Raw genomic sequence first — 13,006 nt, 5'->3', positions numbered from 1 at the left:
AGCCGGGGCAAATGTCCGTTATGATTTATATCACAGCTTTATGGCGTGAGAATGTATACAATGAAGGCAGAAAAGGCCAAACGGCGCGGATGTTCAAAAAGAGAAAAGCATCGATGCTCTGTTGACAGCCGCCACACTTTTGTCACATTTCCAAAGGAGAGAACGCCATGGCGAACCATTGGATGAAAGACCGCTTAAAAGCTGTTCCGTTGTTTCGTGAACTGTCCGATTACGAGCTTGATTCGCTGGTTGCCATTTCCCACGTGCGCGTTTACAAGCCGCGGACGTTTGTCTTTATGCAAGGCGACCCGCTCGAGCGAGTCTATTTCATTCATTCCGGCACGGTAAAAATTTATAAAACGGACTTCAGCGGGAAAGAACAAATCGTTTCGATTTTGCAGACGGGAGAAATGTTTCCGCATGCCGGCTTTTTCTTAAAAGGCACCTATCCGGCCCACGCCGAAGTGGTCGAGGAAGCGACATTGATCGCGATCCCGATCCACGATTTCGAACAAGTGCTGATGGCGAGCCCTGAACTTTGCATAAAACTGTTTCGCGTCATGGGCGAAAAAATCGTCGACTTGCAAAACCGGCTCGAAGCGCAAGTGCTCCATAATACGTACGAACAAATCGTGTTGCTTTTGTTGCGGCTGACGCGCACGAACGCCGTCAAACAAGGGAAGTGGCACCGTCTCACCGCCCATGTGACAAACCGCGAGCTGGCCAACATGATCGGCACCGCCCGGGAAACGGTGAGCCGCACGTTGAGCCAACTGAAACGGAAAGGGCTGATTGACGTCGACGAACACGGCTTTTATTTGATTGACCGCGAAGGGCTCGAACAAGAAATCTTTTTCTAACTCCTTTTTCCCCATCGTCCGGCACCGGTCGGGATGCGCAATGGAGCTGATGGGGTTTCCTTTCAAACATTTCGGCAAGCCCATCTTTCTGGAACATGCTATTCCGCCCTTTCAAACGAAAACGAAACCTTTTTTCCAAAGTGGAATATGTCATGTTTCGGCCGAAAGATGTGAGCTATATCACAACATTCCACAGTGAAAATGATTATCATGATAGTCAAAAAGGAGGGAAAGCGCATGGGTGTGACGATTGAACTCGATGTGCGCGAAGATTTGCGGCAGAAACGTGAGCCGTTTGAAAAAATTATGAACGCCATCAAGCCGCTGCAGCCGGGCGATACGTTCATTTTACACGCCCCGTTCAAGCCGCTGCCGTTGTTTCCGATTATGAAAGCGAAAGGATTTACGTACGAGGCCGAACAAATCGAGAAAAAACATTGGAGAGTAACGTTTGTCAAACAGGGGGGATGACCGATGATCCTCGATAACCGCGGACTCGAGCCGCCGCAGCCAATGATGCGGACGCTCGCTGCCCTCGCTAAGCTGAATCCTGGGGAGACGCTGACGATCATTAACGATCGCCGCCCGATGTTTTTGTACGAGCAGCTTGACGAGCTTGGCTACCGGCACGAGACGGTCGCACGCGAAGACGGCAGTTTTGAAATCCGCATTACGAAAGGATGAGCAACGTGTTTCCTACTCGCACGGGGACGGAAACAGACGTCCGTCTTCCGTTCTCGTTTATCATGTTCGCCGTGTTGGCGTTCGCCGCGTCGCAGCTTATGTTGCTTGGAGCGATTCCCTCACTTAGCAGCGGCGCGTTCCGGCTGCCGTTCGTGTGGGCGGCGGCCCACCTGGCGTTGCTTGGCTTTGCATTGATGACGGCCATGGGGGCGATGTACCAGCTCGTTCCGGTCGCCTTTTTGACGCCGATTTGGAGCGAGCGGCTCGGTTTTTGGCAGTTTGCGATCACCGCTCTCGGCATCGTCGCCTTTGCCGCCAGTTTAGCGTTTACGCCAAACCAGGCGTTTCTCCCTGGCTTGCTTCTGCTGTTCGGCATCGTGCTGTTTGTCTGGCAAATGGCGATGACATTAAAACAACAAAAAAACAAAACGATCATGACGCTGTTTGTCGCGACTTCCTTGTTGTTTTTGCTGCTGACGGGCGCCGCCGGAGGGCTGCTTGCCTTTCACTTTTTCGCCGCCACAGGCGCCAACAGTCATGAAACGGTGTTCGGCTTGCATGTGCTGTTCGGGCTGTGCGGCTGGTTCACACTGCTCATCATAGGCTTTTCGTACAAAATGGCGCCGATGTTCTCGCTCGCCCACGGCTTTTCGCTGCGGCCGGCGCGTTACGTCTATGCGCTGTACATCAGCGGGATTGCGGTGGCGTTCGCCAGCTTATTCTTGCGAAGCCACGCATGGCTTGCAGCCGGTGCAGCCTTGCTCATGAGCGGATTCGTTGTTTTCGCCTGGCATATCCGCGCCATTTTGCAAAAGCGGATGAAAAAAACGCTTGACCGCCCGTTCCGCTTTTCGCTTTCGGCCATCGTCATCGGCCTTGTGCTGCACGTTGCCGCCTTTGTCGCCATCGTCGTCGGCAGCGGACGGCTGCTTGGCATCATTGTTTATCTATTCATTGTCGGCTGGATTCTCTTCAGCATCGTCGGCTATTTGTTCAAAATCGTGCCGTTTTTATGGTGGACGCATCGCTACAGCGAAAAAGTCGGCCAACAAAACGTGCCGACGTTAAAACAAATGATGAATGAGCGAGCCGTCACCGTCCAATGCCGCCTATGGCTCATCGCCCTCGCGCTGGCGGCCGTTGCGCTTGCTGTCGCGAGCGTGCCGCTGTTCGCCATCACTCAAGTGCTGTTGGCTGGATTAAGCGTTGCCTTTGCCGGAACGATTTTAACGGTCTTCCGAAAATAAACGAATGAGGAGGAAAAGAACGATGGATGTCCGCGAACTTGCCATTCAACAGCTGAAAACGGTCCTTGATCCGGAGCTCGGCATTAACGTCGTCGATTTAGGGTTGATTTATGACTTAAAAATCGAAGATGGGCATATCAATGTCCTGATGACGCTCACGACCCCCGGCTGCCCGCTTCACGACTCGATCGCCGGCGGCGTCAAACGGGCGCTTGAGCACATTGACGGCATCCGTGACGTGCGCGTCCAAGTGACATGGAACCCGCCATGGACGCCCGAGCGGATGAGCGAAGAAGCGCTCCGGCAGCTTGGGCATTTTTCTTGAAACACTCCACTTTTTCCATCCCCTTTTCGCCGTTCGCCCGTGTTGGGCGGGCGGTTGTTTCATTGTTCTGCAACTGCTGAACACTCCCCGCCCTTTATTTTTGTATCATAATAGAAAAAACGAGAGCCATCGCTTGGCTATTTAAAGGAAAAACGAATCGAGGCCGCGAATCATATACCAAGAGGTGAGAGCGATGTTTGCCAAAATCGACGAGCTGAAACAACGGTTGGATGCGTTGCGCCCTTTGCCTCCAGGGTTGGTGAAAAACTTGCGGGAATCATTTCGGATCGAATGGACGTACCATTCGAACGCCATCGAAGGCAATACGTTAACCTTGCTGGAAACAAAGCTAGTCATAGAAGAAGGGATTACCATTGGCGGGAAACGGCTTAAGGAACATTTGGAAGCTATTAACCATGCGGAGGCGATTGACTTTATTGAAGAGTTAGTCGCAAACAAAGAACATTTGACTGAGCACGTGTTGAAACAGGTCCATTATTTAGTATTAAAGAGCATTGACAATGAAAATGCCGGGAAATATCGAACATACAATGTGCGCATTTCCGGCAGCTCGTACACCCCCCCTCACTTTTTGCATATACAAGATGAAATGAATCAATTGTTTTCTTGGTATGAAACGAATCAACATGCTCTTCATCCAATCGAACTGGCGGCTCGTTTCCATTTTCAGCTCGTATACATTCATCCATTTGCTGACGGAAACGGACGAACCGCCCGCTTAATGATGAATTTCATTTTAATGCAGCATGGCTATCCGCCCGCTATTGTGAAAGCAAACCCGGAACAGCGCCGGAAGTATTACGAAGCGTTGGAAAAAGCGAGCGTCAAAGGTGAGGTCACTCCGTTCATTCAACTGATCGCCGCATGTGTCGAAGAAAGCTTGCGCCATTACTTGTACGCTTTAGGGATGGAGGATTAACAACAGAGCGCAAACAAAACGACACGGAACAACGGGCATTTCCGTGTCGTTTGTTTTTCTCCTCCATGAGACCCGCCTCCGGTTGGCGTTTGATCGGCTATTCAAGCAACACGTTCCACAACCATGCCATCAAAGGAACGATGACAAAAAAGGCGAAGGCGATGTATCCGACATATCGAATCCACCGGGGAAATCCTCGCCAATCGAGGGCTTCCCGCTTCATCGCCCCTCCCGCGGCGATCCGATCCAACTCTTCGGCCGGCGAAAACACCCGGTCATCCATCCGTTGAATCTCTTCTGTCCGTTGCGTTTCATGCCTCTCTTCTTTTCGAGATCCCTTCATGACGCCCCTCTTCCCCACGATTTTCATGAACAGACCAAAACGATGGTTCCATCCAACAGCCGCTATCCCCAAACATTCAACCTAATCAGCTGTGATGTTTTCCTCTTCATTATACCGTCTCTCATCGTCAGAAAGCACCCATATTTTCCACGCATTTCATGAGAGAGGACAAATGCACTTCTTCTAAGTGGGACGATGTATCTCGCTGCCCGCAGCCCCGTCTCATTCCTTCACCCGCAATAGGCGCATGCTGTTGAGTGTCACTAGCAGCGTCGCGCCCATATCGGCGAACACCGCGAGCCAAAGGGTGAGCCAGCCCGGGACGGCGGCCACGAGTGCCAGCACTTTAAGCCCTAAGGCGACGGCGATGTTTTGCCGGATGACGGCAAGCGTTCGGCGCCCAAGGTGGACGGTGTACGGCAACTGGCGCAAATCGTCGGCCATGAGCACAACATCGGCTGTTTCCAAGGCGGCATCCGTCCCCGCCCCGCCCATCGCCACACCAATATCGGCCGCGGCCAAGGCAGGGGCGTCATTCACCCCGTCGCCGACCATGGCGGTCATGCCGCAACGTTCTTTCAGCTCGCGGATCGCCGCCAGCTTCTGTTCCGGAAGGAGCTCGGCGCGAATATCGGATACGCCCGCTTGACGGCCGATGGCCTGTGCGGTTTGCTCGTGGTCGCCCGTCACCATCACCACTTCCGCCACCCCAAGGCGCCGCAGCGCGGCGACCGTTTCCGGGGCGGACGGCCGCAGTTGATCGGCCGCGGCGACAAGCCCCAACAGCCGATCGGCCGTGCCGACGGCCATCACGGTTTTTCCTTCGTCCCGAAAGGCAGAGATTTGCTTTTCCGCTTCATCGGGCAACTTCCCGATCCAACTGGTAAACAAAGCGGGGCTGCCGATATAGTACGTGTTCCCCGCAATCACCGCCTTCACTCCTTGGCCGGTGAGCGATTGAAACTCCTCGACGGCCACATCAAGAAACGGTGCTCCCTCTTCTTCCGCTTTGCGGACGATGGCAGAAGCCAAAGGGTGCTGCGACCGTTTTTCGATGGCGGCGGCGATGGCCAACAGCTGCTCACGTGTTCCTTCATACACGACGACATCGGTCACGGCTGGTTTCCCTTTCGTCAACGTCCCGGTTTTATCAAAGGCAACGGCACGCAGCCGGCCGATTTGTTCGAGATGCACGCCGCCTTTGATGAGCACGCCGCGCCGAGCCGCGTTTCCGATGGCCGTCACAATCGCCACCGGGGTGGAGATGACGAGCGCGCACGGGCAGCCGATGACAAGAACGGCAAGACCGCGGTAAATCCAATCAAGCCACTCCCCGCCCATCACGAGCGGCGGAACGATGGCGATCAGAAGCGCGGTCACGATAATAAACGGCGTATAATAGCGAGCAAACCGGTCGACGAACGCTTGCGACGGCGCCCGCTCCGCTTGCGCCTCTTCTACAAGATCAATCATTTTCGCCAATGTCGTTTCATCCGCCCGCTTTGTCACTTCAACTTCGAGGAATCCTTCTCCATTCAGCGTCCCGGCAAACACTGCATCCCCCACTGCTTTTTCCACCGGCAGACTTTCGCCGGTGATCGCCGCTTCATTCACTGTGGAGGCGCCGCTTATGACAATGCCGTCCAAAGCGATTTTTCCACCCGGCTTGACGATCATGACATCCCCGACGCGAACGTCTTCGACCGGAACGGTCACCTCCTCCGCACCGCGCCGAATCGTCGCTGCAGCGGGCGCCATCTCCATCAACGAGGCGATCGACCGCCGTGCTCGATCCATCGAGTAGCTCTCGAGCGCTTCGCTGATGGCAAATAAAATGACAACGACTGCTCCCTCTTGCCATTCGCCGATCGCCGCCGCACCGAGAATAGCGATCGTCATTAATGTTTTCATATCAAACTGCCAGCGGGCCAGATTCCGGAGCCCCGTCCAGAACAGGGAGTAGCCGCCGATCACGATCGCCGCCAAATACATCGCAATCGCCAGCATCCCCTTGTCCGCCGCATCGGCCGCAATGCCAATCAGAAGCAATACAGCAGAGACAAGGACGTTCCTGTTCTCTTTCTTCTTCCAAAACGGCTCCCGCCGGATGGTGCGCTCGCGTTCTTCACGAATTTTCAGGCGTTCAAACGCTCCCGCTTGTTCAAGCTCATCAATCGTCGCCTCGCCCCAAACGGTGAGCTTGGCGGCGCCGAAATTCACTTTCGCCTCTTTCACGCCGGGCAAGGATTTCACGTTTTGCTCAAACTTAGCTGCGCAGTTTGTGCACGTCAGTCCTTGCACGCGGTATGTTTTGGCCTCGAGCCGATCTAATGTTTGTTCATTCCCCACGGCCGTCCCCCTCTTTCCGATGGGCGAGCGCGACAAGCAGCAGCTCGCGAATATGGTCGTCATCCAGTGAATAAAAGGCGAGTTTTCCCTCTTTCCGATATTTCACGATGCCTTGTTTGTACAAGATGCGCAAATGATGCGATGTCGTCGCCACCGTCGCACCAATGACGTTCGCTAGGTCACAGACGCACAACTCCTCTTCACCGCAAAGCGCATACACGATCTTCGCCCGATTTTCGTCGGCAAGCGCCTTGAAAAACGGCACGATCGCGGCAATGTTTTCATCACGAAGCCGCCGCTGAACCCGCTCGACCTTCTCTTCGTCATAACAGTAAACGTCGCACACATCATGACGGTGCATTCCTTCTCGCTCCTTGTCAATATTCAAATATTCGTTTGAATATAGAATAGCATATCTCCCCCTTATATTCAAATATTCATTTGAATAAAAAATGTGTTCAAACGAAAAATCCGCCTTTTTTGTTTTTAAAAGGCGGATTCCCTCTTGTGAAGCACGCTTTAGCTGACCCACAAACATGTTCGTTTCCTCATTGCCGATTTTGCTTACACATGCTCGCGAAACCAGCGCACCGTCTCCAAAAACGCTTCGCGCGTCACTTTATGGCCGGCGTGCGGGTCGGCGATGAATTGCAGCCGGTCTTCGTTTCCTTCATAAAGTGGTTTAATTTGCTTGTAAAACTCATATGTATAAGCATACGGGACGACTTGGTCGGCTTTCCCGTGCCAGATGAACAGCGGCCGGCCGTCGAGTTTTTCCGGCTGCTTGGATAAATCGTAGCGGGCGAGCTTTTCTTTTTCGAGCGCAAGCAGCGTCGGCGGCAGCGGAATGTCGATTTGGCGCCGCTTTCCTTCTTCAATCATCTCATCAAAAAAGGCGCTGTAGTTCGGGCAGCCCATGAGCGCCACCGCCGCCCTCACCCACGGATAGACGGCGAGCGCGCCGAACGTGACGATTCCGCCCATCGATGTCCCAGCGAGCCCAATCCGTTCTCGGTCAGCCAGCCCGCGGCTTACAAGGTCGTTTTTCATCTCCTCGATTTCGGTGATCGTGCGCACAACAATGTCCCAAAACGACAGCTGCAATTTCCGTTCGCTCAAGCCTTCGTCCCGTTCACCGTGAAACAGCGCGTCGGGAAGCACAGCGCGGTAGCCCGCCTCGGCGAGCAAGTAGCCGAAATGCAAATTATGTTCTTTGGCGCTCGTAAAGCCGTGGATAAAGAAAATCAGCGGCAGCCGTTCGTCCCGCTTTTCCGGCTTGACAACGTGAAGAACCGGCACGCCGGCCAACTGTTCCTGTTCAATGATCACCATGGTTGCACAAACCCCTTTTCTTTTTCCATCGCTGTATAGTTTACCATATGGACAGCGATTTTGGAAAAGAGTTACACTATGTAGTGTAAAGAATAACGAGGGCAAAGGAGTCGGACATGAAGCCGTATTTAATCGCGTTGGATTTGGATGGAACGTTGCTCAAAGAGGATAAAACGATTTCTCCATTTACCAAAGACGTCATCCGCCGCGCCATCGACGCCGGCCATTTTGTTGTCATCGCCACCGGCCGCCCGTACCGGGCAAGCTCCATGTACTACGAAGAACTTGGCCTTGCAACGCCGATCGTCAATTTCAACGGCGCGTTTGTCCACCATCCGCGCCAGCCGTCGTGGGGCATGCACCATTACCCGCTGCCGCTTGCGATCGTCAAAGACATTGTTGAAATCAGCGAATCCTATGGAATCAAGAATATGATGGCCGAAGTGTTAGACGATGTCTATTTCCACCAACATGACGAGGTGTTGCTTGACATCGTCCGCCTTGGCAACCCGACCGTGGAAATCGGTGATTTGCGCCGCTCGCTCGGCAAAGATCCGACGAGCGTGCTCGTGTACACGGACGATGATCATATCGAGCGGATTCAATCACACTTAGCGAATGTGTACGCCAACGTCATCCACCAACGGCGCTGGAGCGAACCGTGGCATGTCATTGAAATCATCCGCCATGGCGTCCATAAGGCTGCAGGCTTAAAACAAGTCGCCGACTATTTCGGCATCCCAAGGGAGCGCGTCATTGCTTTTGGCGATGAAGACAACGACCTCGAGATGATCGACTGGGCCGGTCTCGGTGTTGCGATGGGCAACGCCATCGAACCGTTGAAAACCGTTGCCGACGATGTGGCAAAAACCAATGAAGAAGACGGCGTCGGTGCATATTTGCAGGATTTGCTTCGTTTGTAGTTTCCATCGCGGCGGCTTCCGAGCCGCCTTTTTTGGCGCCGTCGATTAAGATGGATGAAAAAGCGCGTTTCTCCAAAATGTTCATGAACAGAAAAAAGAACTGTTTCGATGCTGCTCCGTTGGCGAACGCTTTGCTGGAGCGTTTTCCGCGTTCCATCACCAGCCTTATCTGCTTCCTACAATCTAAACGCTGGCTGATGCTTCTCTTTTCGCCTTGCTCCAACCGCCTTGCCGCTTTGTAGAGCGACTTGTGTTGTAACGAATTTCCTTACTACTGTTCCCCCCGTGCGGTTACACTATACGTGACGCAACGCGCGTCTTCATATTTTAAAGGGGGAATCCGTCATGGGCAAACGAAACAAATCGAAGCGTTTCGTCCAACAAAGCGTCGATGCGGTTGAACGGCATGACAAGCGAATCCCTTATCATTTAACGTACGCCGAGGCGGAAGCGCGCAAAGCGGAAAAAGCGATGGAAACGTCGCTTGGAGGAGCGTAGCGATGGGCAACCGCCTGTTCCAAGAGGCGCGCAAAGCGGTCGCGCAGGCCAAACAAGCGGCTAACGGCGAAATCGACATGAACGTCGACCGCGCCATTGCCATCGCCAAAAACGCCTTGTCATCTGCCTATGCGCATTCCAACACGGCGGAAAAAGCGCAGTTGCGTCAATTTCAAGCCGAGCTTGATGAGCTCACCCACTAAACGGCTGCGGTCTTCCCGCAGCTGTTTCTTTCGCCCGCTCGAGATTTTCCATTGTATTCCGTCCGAAAAACCGCTACACTAAGAGAAGATAATGAATCGCTGTTCACCGGCCAAAATCGCCCGTTCATTCGATGCGGCTATACTATATTCATTTTTGTTCACAAAAAGGGGGACGAACCATGTCCATTCAAATCATCACCGACAGCGGAGCCGATTTGCCGCAGTCGTACATCCGCGAGCATCAAATCGCCTTTTTGCCGCTTGTCGTTCATTGGAACGGCCAAGATTACGAAGACGGCATCACGATCGAGCCGAAGCAAGTATATGACGCCATGCGCCAAGGGCATACGGTGAAAACGGCACAGCCAAGCCCGCTGGCGATGAAGGAGCTGTTTTTGCCATACGCCAAAGAAAACCGGCCATGCCTTTACATCGCCTTTTCATCGAAATTATCCGGTACATACCAAACGGCGATGGCCGTCCGCAGCGAGCTGCTTGATGAATATCCGGAATTTCGCCTGACGATCATCGACTCGAAATGTGCCTCTCTTGGCCAAGGGCTCGCCGTCATGAAAGCGGTCGAGCTGGCGAAACAAAACACACCGTACAACTTGCTTTGTGAAACGATCGAGGCGTATTGCCGCCATATGGAACACATTTTCACCGTTGACAACTTGGACTACCTCGCGCGCGGCGGCCGCATCAGCAAAACCACCGCGGCCTTTGGGGGCTTGCTCAACATCAAGCCGCTTCTCCATGTCGAAGACGGGGCGCTTATTCCGCTTGAAAAACTGCGCGGGCGGAAAAAAGTGTTGAAACGCATGGTCGAGTTGATGGGCGAGCGCGGCGACGATCTGCAAAAGCAAACGATCGGCATCAGCCATGCCGATGACGAAGAAACCGCCTTGGAGCTGAAACAAATGATCGAAGAAACGCACGGCTGCACGCGCTTTTTCCTCTCCGACATCGGCAGCGCCATCGGCGCACACGCCGGACCGGGGACGATTGCCCTCTTTTTTCTGAACAAATATATTGAGATCTGACGCCTTTCCCGCCGGACAAAACACGGGCGCCTGCACAACACAGGCGCCTGTCCTCATCACCGAAGTTGATCAAGAAGGTTGTAGTAGTAGTACGTTTTGGACCGCATCCGGCCATCCGAGAAAATGAGTTGCTGTTCCTCAAACCGATTCAAATAGCGCCGAACCGTCGCTTCCGGCAAACCGGTCAACTCCGCCATCATGTTCGCGGTAAAAATCGGGTGCTGGAACATGACATTGACAACGGTTCGAATATTATGGCTGTTCACAAGCGCACTTGCCTTTTCCAAATCCTCTTCATACAAATCGTTTACTTTTTGAATCAAGCGAACATTTTGTTTCGCTTGTAAATGGACGCATTGCAAGAAAAACTGAATCCATTGCGTCCAGTCGCCTTTGTAGCGGGTATCATTCAAATAGCGGTAATACTTGTGCTTATCCCGTTCCCAGCACATCGCTGACAAAAAAGAAAACGCATTTGATTCACGACATCTTCGCTAAGAGGAAGCTTGAAGGGGACAAACGGTTTTCGTTTCATTTTTCATTCCCCTTTACGAACATTTTAGATAAAAAATGATCGTTAAACACCTATATTTACCCTATTACAAACATTTATCTCTATTTTTGTACTTAATTATACTCTGAAGCGAACCATTTGTTAAGAAAAATTCTCAATTTATCTTTCCACAAACTACCTTCCCCTATTTCCATATAGTTCATTTCCATTTACCGCATACTAATGATGGACGATCGAAACAAAAGGAGGGGGCTGCCGATGCCAAACACGAGCGACAATGACAAAAAAGCGCGCGACAACCAAGCGAAGCGCCATGAGAAAAACATGATGCGCGAGAAAAACCGCGAAGCCGGGAAGTTCGCGTATTCGAAGAAGACGGATCATTTGTGAGCAAAATGACAAAAAAGGCGGCCGAAACACCGCCTTTTTCACATTGTTCCCCCTGCATCAAGTCCCGCTTTCAGCATGGTGCTACATGCCGGCCTCTTCCGGATAAAGGACGAAACTAACCTTCTTGCCCCTTTGATCATTGTTGTCTTTCCTCCCACCTTTTTCTATAGTGAAAGTACATCACACGCCCGGGAGGTCACGTATGTCGAAAGAAAGTTCGTTTGATATCGTATCCAAAGTCGATTTGTCGGAAGTGGCGAACGCCATTAACATCGCCATGAAAGAAATCAAAACACGCTACGACTTCAAAGGAAGCAAAAGCGACATTTCGCTCGAGAAAGACGAGCTCGTTCTCATCTCCGACGACGAGTTTAAGCTTGAGCAACTGAAAGATGTGCTCATCGGCAAGCTCATTAAACGCGGGGTGGCGACGAAAAACATCCAATACGGCAAAATCGAGCCGGCCGCAGGCGGCACAGTGCGCCAGCGCGCCAAGCTTGTCCAAGGGATCGACAAAGAAAACGCGAAAAAAATCACCACGATCATCAAGAACACCGGCTTGAAAGTGAAAAGCCAAGTGCAAGATGACCAAATTCGCGTCAGCGGCAAAAGCAAAGACGACTTGCAAAAGGTGATCGCCGCCATTCGCGAAGCGGATTTGCCGATTGAGGTGCAGTTTGTGAATTATCGATAAGCGGATGAGGCAAGCCTCCATCCGCTTTTTTGTGTTTAGTATAAAACTATTTACCTCACGATTATTATGCTGGAAATATGGTGTCGCGCTGGACAGACTTTTTGTCGTCGGATGGGGAAAAACCGGACCGAAACCGCGATGATGAGTTTATCAACGACTTCCATACGCGCAAAGAAGTGCTGGCTTGCTGGGAAAAGGGGTGGTCTGCTTTCTTTCAGACGCTGAACGAACTGCAAGAAACGGATTTGTTGCGGACGGTCACGATCATCACATTTTCTTCCATAGGCAAATGATTGGGCAACGTTCCCACCTCCTCTTTTTCATCATATCATGTCTTTCTATTCTTCTTCCCTGCGTCCGATCCCTTCTTGTATGTGAAGCCGCCCATGGGCTTCTTCGTTCCCGCACGCTAGGGAAGCGGCGCAACCCTTTACGCAAACGCCAAGCAGGCGCCCATCTCCCTATTGCAGAGGGCGGCGCCTGCTCTGATTGTATAGATGCAATGTAAAGCTTTAACACTTTTCGTTTTTACCGGTCATTGCATCCGACTGTCGAGTGACCGAACAACGCCGCTTCCAGACCCATGAATGGGTCTGTGAAGCGAGTCGTTGTTCGGTCTTCCGTCACGCTAAAGCGTGACGGAGGCAAGCCTGTGGCTTGC

Annotated in this window: 17 protein-coding genes and 1 pseudogene; 13 read left to right on the top strand and 5 right to left on the bottom strand. The window is 52.5% G+C overall.

All coding sequences use genetic code 11. From position 1 onward, the window contains the following. Positions 1 to 167 precede the first annotated feature (167 nt). The 6 genes from ABS784_RS06875 (at position 168) to ABS784_RS06850 (ending at position 4,056) form a co-directional block, all read left to right on the top strand. Positions 168 to 860: a Crp/Fnr family transcriptional regulator gene (locus ABS784_RS06875; protein ID WP_011230259.1), complete on the top strand. Its 693-nt coding sequence runs from the start codon at positions 168 to 170 to the stop codon at positions 858 to 860. Positions 861 to 1,097: 237 nt separating this feature from the next. Continuing rightward, on the top strand, positions 1,098 to 1,331 hold the full coding sequence (locus tag ABS784_RS06870) for a DUF2249 domain-containing protein (protein WP_014195085.1): 234 nt from the start codon (positions 1,098 to 1,100) through the stop codon (positions 1,329 to 1,331). 3 nt (positions 1,332 to 1,334) lie between these two features. Further along, positions 1,335 to 1,544, top strand: a complete 210-nt coding sequence (locus tag ABS784_RS06865; protein ID WP_013146125.1) for a DUF2249 domain-containing protein — start codon at positions 1,335 to 1,337, stop codon at positions 1,542 to 1,544. Then, a complete protein-coding gene (locus ABS784_RS06860) occupies positions 1,541 to 2,791 on the top strand; it encodes a membrane protein (protein WP_020279206.1) in 1,251 nt (416 codons plus the stop codon). Before ABS784_RS06865 ends, ABS784_RS06860 begins: the two co-directional genes overlap by 4 nt. Before the next feature lie 22 nt (positions 2,792 to 2,813). Beyond that, positions 2,814 to 3,116, top strand: a complete 303-nt coding sequence (locus ABS784_RS06855; RefSeq protein ID WP_011230255.1) for a metal-sulfur cluster assembly factor — start codon at positions 2,814 to 2,816, stop codon at positions 3,114 to 3,116. Between the two features lie 193 nt (positions 3,117 to 3,309). Further along, the gene (locus ABS784_RS06850; RefSeq protein ID WP_011230254.1) at positions 3,310 to 4,056 is read left to right on the top strand and encodes a Fic family protein; all 747 of its coding nucleotides are present in this window, start codon (positions 3,310 to 3,312) and stop codon (positions 4,054 to 4,056) included. A gap of 97 nt (positions 4,057 to 4,153) precedes the next feature. On the opposite strand, the gene ABS784_RS06845 is transcribed toward ABS784_RS06850, so the two are convergent. The 4 genes from ABS784_RS06845 to ABS784_RS06830 form a co-directional block, all read right to left on the bottom strand. After that, positions 4,154 to 4,399 carry a hypothetical protein gene (locus ABS784_RS06845; protein WP_011230253.1) on the bottom strand — a complete coding sequence of 82 codons (246 nt, stop codon included), beginning with the start codon at positions 4,397 to 4,399 and terminating at the stop codon, positions 4,154 to 4,156. 222 nt (positions 4,400 to 4,621) lie between these two features. Then, positions 4,622 to 6,748: a heavy metal translocating P-type ATPase gene (locus tag ABS784_RS06840; RefSeq protein WP_011230252.1), complete on the bottom strand. Its 2,127-nt coding sequence runs from the start codon at positions 6,746 to 6,748 to the stop codon at positions 4,622 to 4,624. Further along, positions 6,738 to 7,109, bottom strand: a complete 372-nt coding sequence (locus tag ABS784_RS06835; protein ID WP_011230251.1) for an ArsR/SmtB family transcription factor — start codon at positions 7,107 to 7,109, stop codon at positions 6,738 to 6,740. Before ABS784_RS06835 ends, ABS784_RS06840 begins: the two co-directional genes overlap by 11 nt. A gap of 203 nt (positions 7,110 to 7,312) precedes the next feature. Beyond that, positions 7,313 to 8,080, bottom strand: coding sequence for an alpha/beta fold hydrolase (locus tag ABS784_RS06830; protein ID WP_011230250.1), 768 nt, complete (start codon positions 8,078 to 8,080; stop codon positions 7,313 to 7,315). Between the two features lie 116 nt (positions 8,081 to 8,196). Between ABS784_RS06830 and ABS784_RS06825 the strand changes: the two genes are divergently transcribed. The 4 genes from ABS784_RS06825 to ABS784_RS06810 all read left to right on the top strand — a co-directional run bounded on the left by ABS784_RS06825 (position 8,197) and on the right by ABS784_RS06810 (position 10,747). Then, positions 8,197 to 9,003 (top strand): Cof-type HAD-IIB family hydrolase, encoded by an 807-nt coding sequence (locus ABS784_RS06825; RefSeq protein ID WP_352511874.1) that lies wholly within the window; start codon positions 8,197 to 8,199, stop codon positions 9,001 to 9,003. A 345-nt stretch (positions 9,004 to 9,348) separates the two neighbouring features. Further along, positions 9,349 to 9,501 carry a hypothetical protein gene (locus tag ABS784_RS06820; RefSeq protein WP_011230248.1) on the top strand — a complete coding sequence of 51 codons (153 nt, stop codon included), beginning with the start codon at positions 9,349 to 9,351 and terminating at the stop codon, positions 9,499 to 9,501. A gap of 2 nt (positions 9,502 to 9,503) precedes the next feature. Beyond that, positions 9,504 to 9,704 (top strand): DUF3813 domain-containing protein, encoded by a 201-nt coding sequence (locus tag ABS784_RS06815; protein WP_014195081.1) that lies wholly within the window; start codon positions 9,504 to 9,506, stop codon positions 9,702 to 9,704. A 179-nt stretch (positions 9,705 to 9,883) separates the two neighbouring features. After that, a complete protein-coding gene (locus tag ABS784_RS06810) occupies positions 9,884 to 10,747 on the top strand; it encodes a DegV family protein (protein WP_352511871.1) in 864 nt (287 codons plus the stop codon). A gap of 56 nt (positions 10,748 to 10,803) precedes the next feature. Here the strand turns inward: ABS784_RS06810 and ABS784_RS06805 are convergent, their stop codons facing one another. Then, a complete protein-coding gene (locus tag ABS784_RS06805; protein ID WP_483867421.1) occupies positions 10,804 to 11,208 on the bottom strand; it encodes a Fic family protein in 405 nt (134 codons plus the stop codon). Between the two features lie 311 nt (positions 11,209 to 11,519). Here ABS784_RS06805 and ABS784_RS06800 point away from each other — a divergent pair, with 311 nt between their 5' ends. From ABS784_RS06800 to ABS784_RS06790, 3 genes and pseudogenes are all read left to right on the top strand, one after another. Next, positions 11,520 to 11,651: a DUF3941 domain-containing protein gene (locus ABS784_RS06800; RefSeq protein WP_008879040.1), complete on the top strand. Its 132-nt coding sequence runs from the start codon at positions 11,520 to 11,522 to the stop codon at positions 11,649 to 11,651. A gap of 202 nt (positions 11,652 to 11,853) precedes the next feature. After that, positions 11,854 to 12,345: a YajQ family cyclic di-GMP-binding protein gene (locus tag ABS784_RS06795; protein WP_011230245.1), complete on the top strand. Its 492-nt coding sequence runs from the start codon at positions 11,854 to 11,856 to the stop codon at positions 12,343 to 12,345. Between the two features lie 62 nt (positions 12,346 to 12,407). After that, positions 12,408 to 12,611, top strand: a pseudogene (locus ABS784_RS06790) (DUF1572 family protein); the annotation flags it as partial. Between the last annotated feature and the right edge of the window lie 395 nt (positions 12,612 to 13,006).

The sequence above is a fragment of the Geobacillus sp. G4 genome, assembly GCF_040327975.1.
GTDB classification, from domain to species: Bacteria; Bacillota; Bacilli; order Bacillales; family Anoxybacillaceae; genus Geobacillus; species Geobacillus thermoleovorans.
This window is presented reverse-complemented; position numbering and strand designations above follow the sequence as displayed.

What these genes read in the sequence shown, in the direction of transcription:
- ABS784_RS06875 (WP_011230259.1), top strand. Translation starts at nt 168, where the DNA reads ATGGCGAACCATTGGATGAAAGACCGCTTAAAAGCTGTTCCGTTGTTT.
- ABS784_RS06870 (WP_014195085.1), top strand. Translation starts at nt 1,098, where the DNA reads ATGGGTGTGACGATTGAACTCGATGTGCGCGAAGATTTGCGGCAGAAA.
- ABS784_RS06865 (WP_013146125.1), top strand. Translation starts at nt 1,335, where the DNA reads ATGATCCTCGATAACCGCGGACTCGAGCCGCCGCAGCCAATGATGCGG.
- ABS784_RS06860 (WP_020279206.1), top strand. Translation starts at nt 1,541, where the DNA reads ATGAGCAACGTGTTTCCTACTCGCACGGGGACGGAAACAGACGTCCGT.
- ABS784_RS06855 (WP_011230255.1), top strand. Translation starts at nt 2,814, where the DNA reads ATGGATGTCCGCGAACTTGCCATTCAACAGCTGAAAACGGTCCTTGAT.
- ABS784_RS06850 (WP_011230254.1), top strand. Translation starts at nt 3,310, where the DNA reads ATGTTTGCCAAAATCGACGAGCTGAAACAACGGTTGGATGCGTTGCGC.
- ABS784_RS06845 (WP_011230253.1), bottom strand. Translation starts at nt 4,399, where the DNA reads ATGAAGGGATCTCGAAAAGAAGAGAGGCATGAAACGCAACGGACAGAA.
- ABS784_RS06835 (WP_011230251.1), bottom strand. Translation starts at nt 7,109, where the DNA reads ATGCACCGTCATGATGTGTGCGACGTTTACTGTTATGACGAAGAGAAG.
- ABS784_RS06830 (WP_011230250.1), bottom strand. Translation starts at nt 8,080, where the DNA reads ATGGTGATCATTGAACAGGAACAGTTGGCCGGCGTGCCGGTTCTTCAC.
- ABS784_RS06825 (WP_352511874.1), top strand. Translation starts at nt 8,197, where the DNA reads ATGAAGCCGTATTTAATCGCGTTGGATTTGGATGGAACGTTGCTCAAA.
- ABS784_RS06820 (WP_011230248.1), top strand. Translation starts at nt 9,349, where the DNA reads ATGGGCAAACGAAACAAATCGAAGCGTTTCGTCCAACAAAGCGTCGAT.
- ABS784_RS06815 (WP_014195081.1), top strand. Translation starts at nt 9,504, where the DNA reads ATGGGCAACCGCCTGTTCCAAGAGGCGCGCAAAGCGGTCGCGCAGGCC.
- ABS784_RS06810 (WP_352511871.1), top strand. Translation starts at nt 9,884, where the DNA reads ATGTCCATTCAAATCATCACCGACAGCGGAGCCGATTTGCCGCAGTCG.
- ABS784_RS06800 (WP_008879040.1), top strand. Translation starts at nt 11,520, where the DNA reads ATGCCAAACACGAGCGACAATGACAAAAAAGCGCGCGACAACCAAGCG.
- ABS784_RS06795 (WP_011230245.1), top strand. Translation starts at nt 11,854, where the DNA reads ATGTCGAAAGAAAGTTCGTTTGATATCGTATCCAAAGTCGATTTGTCG.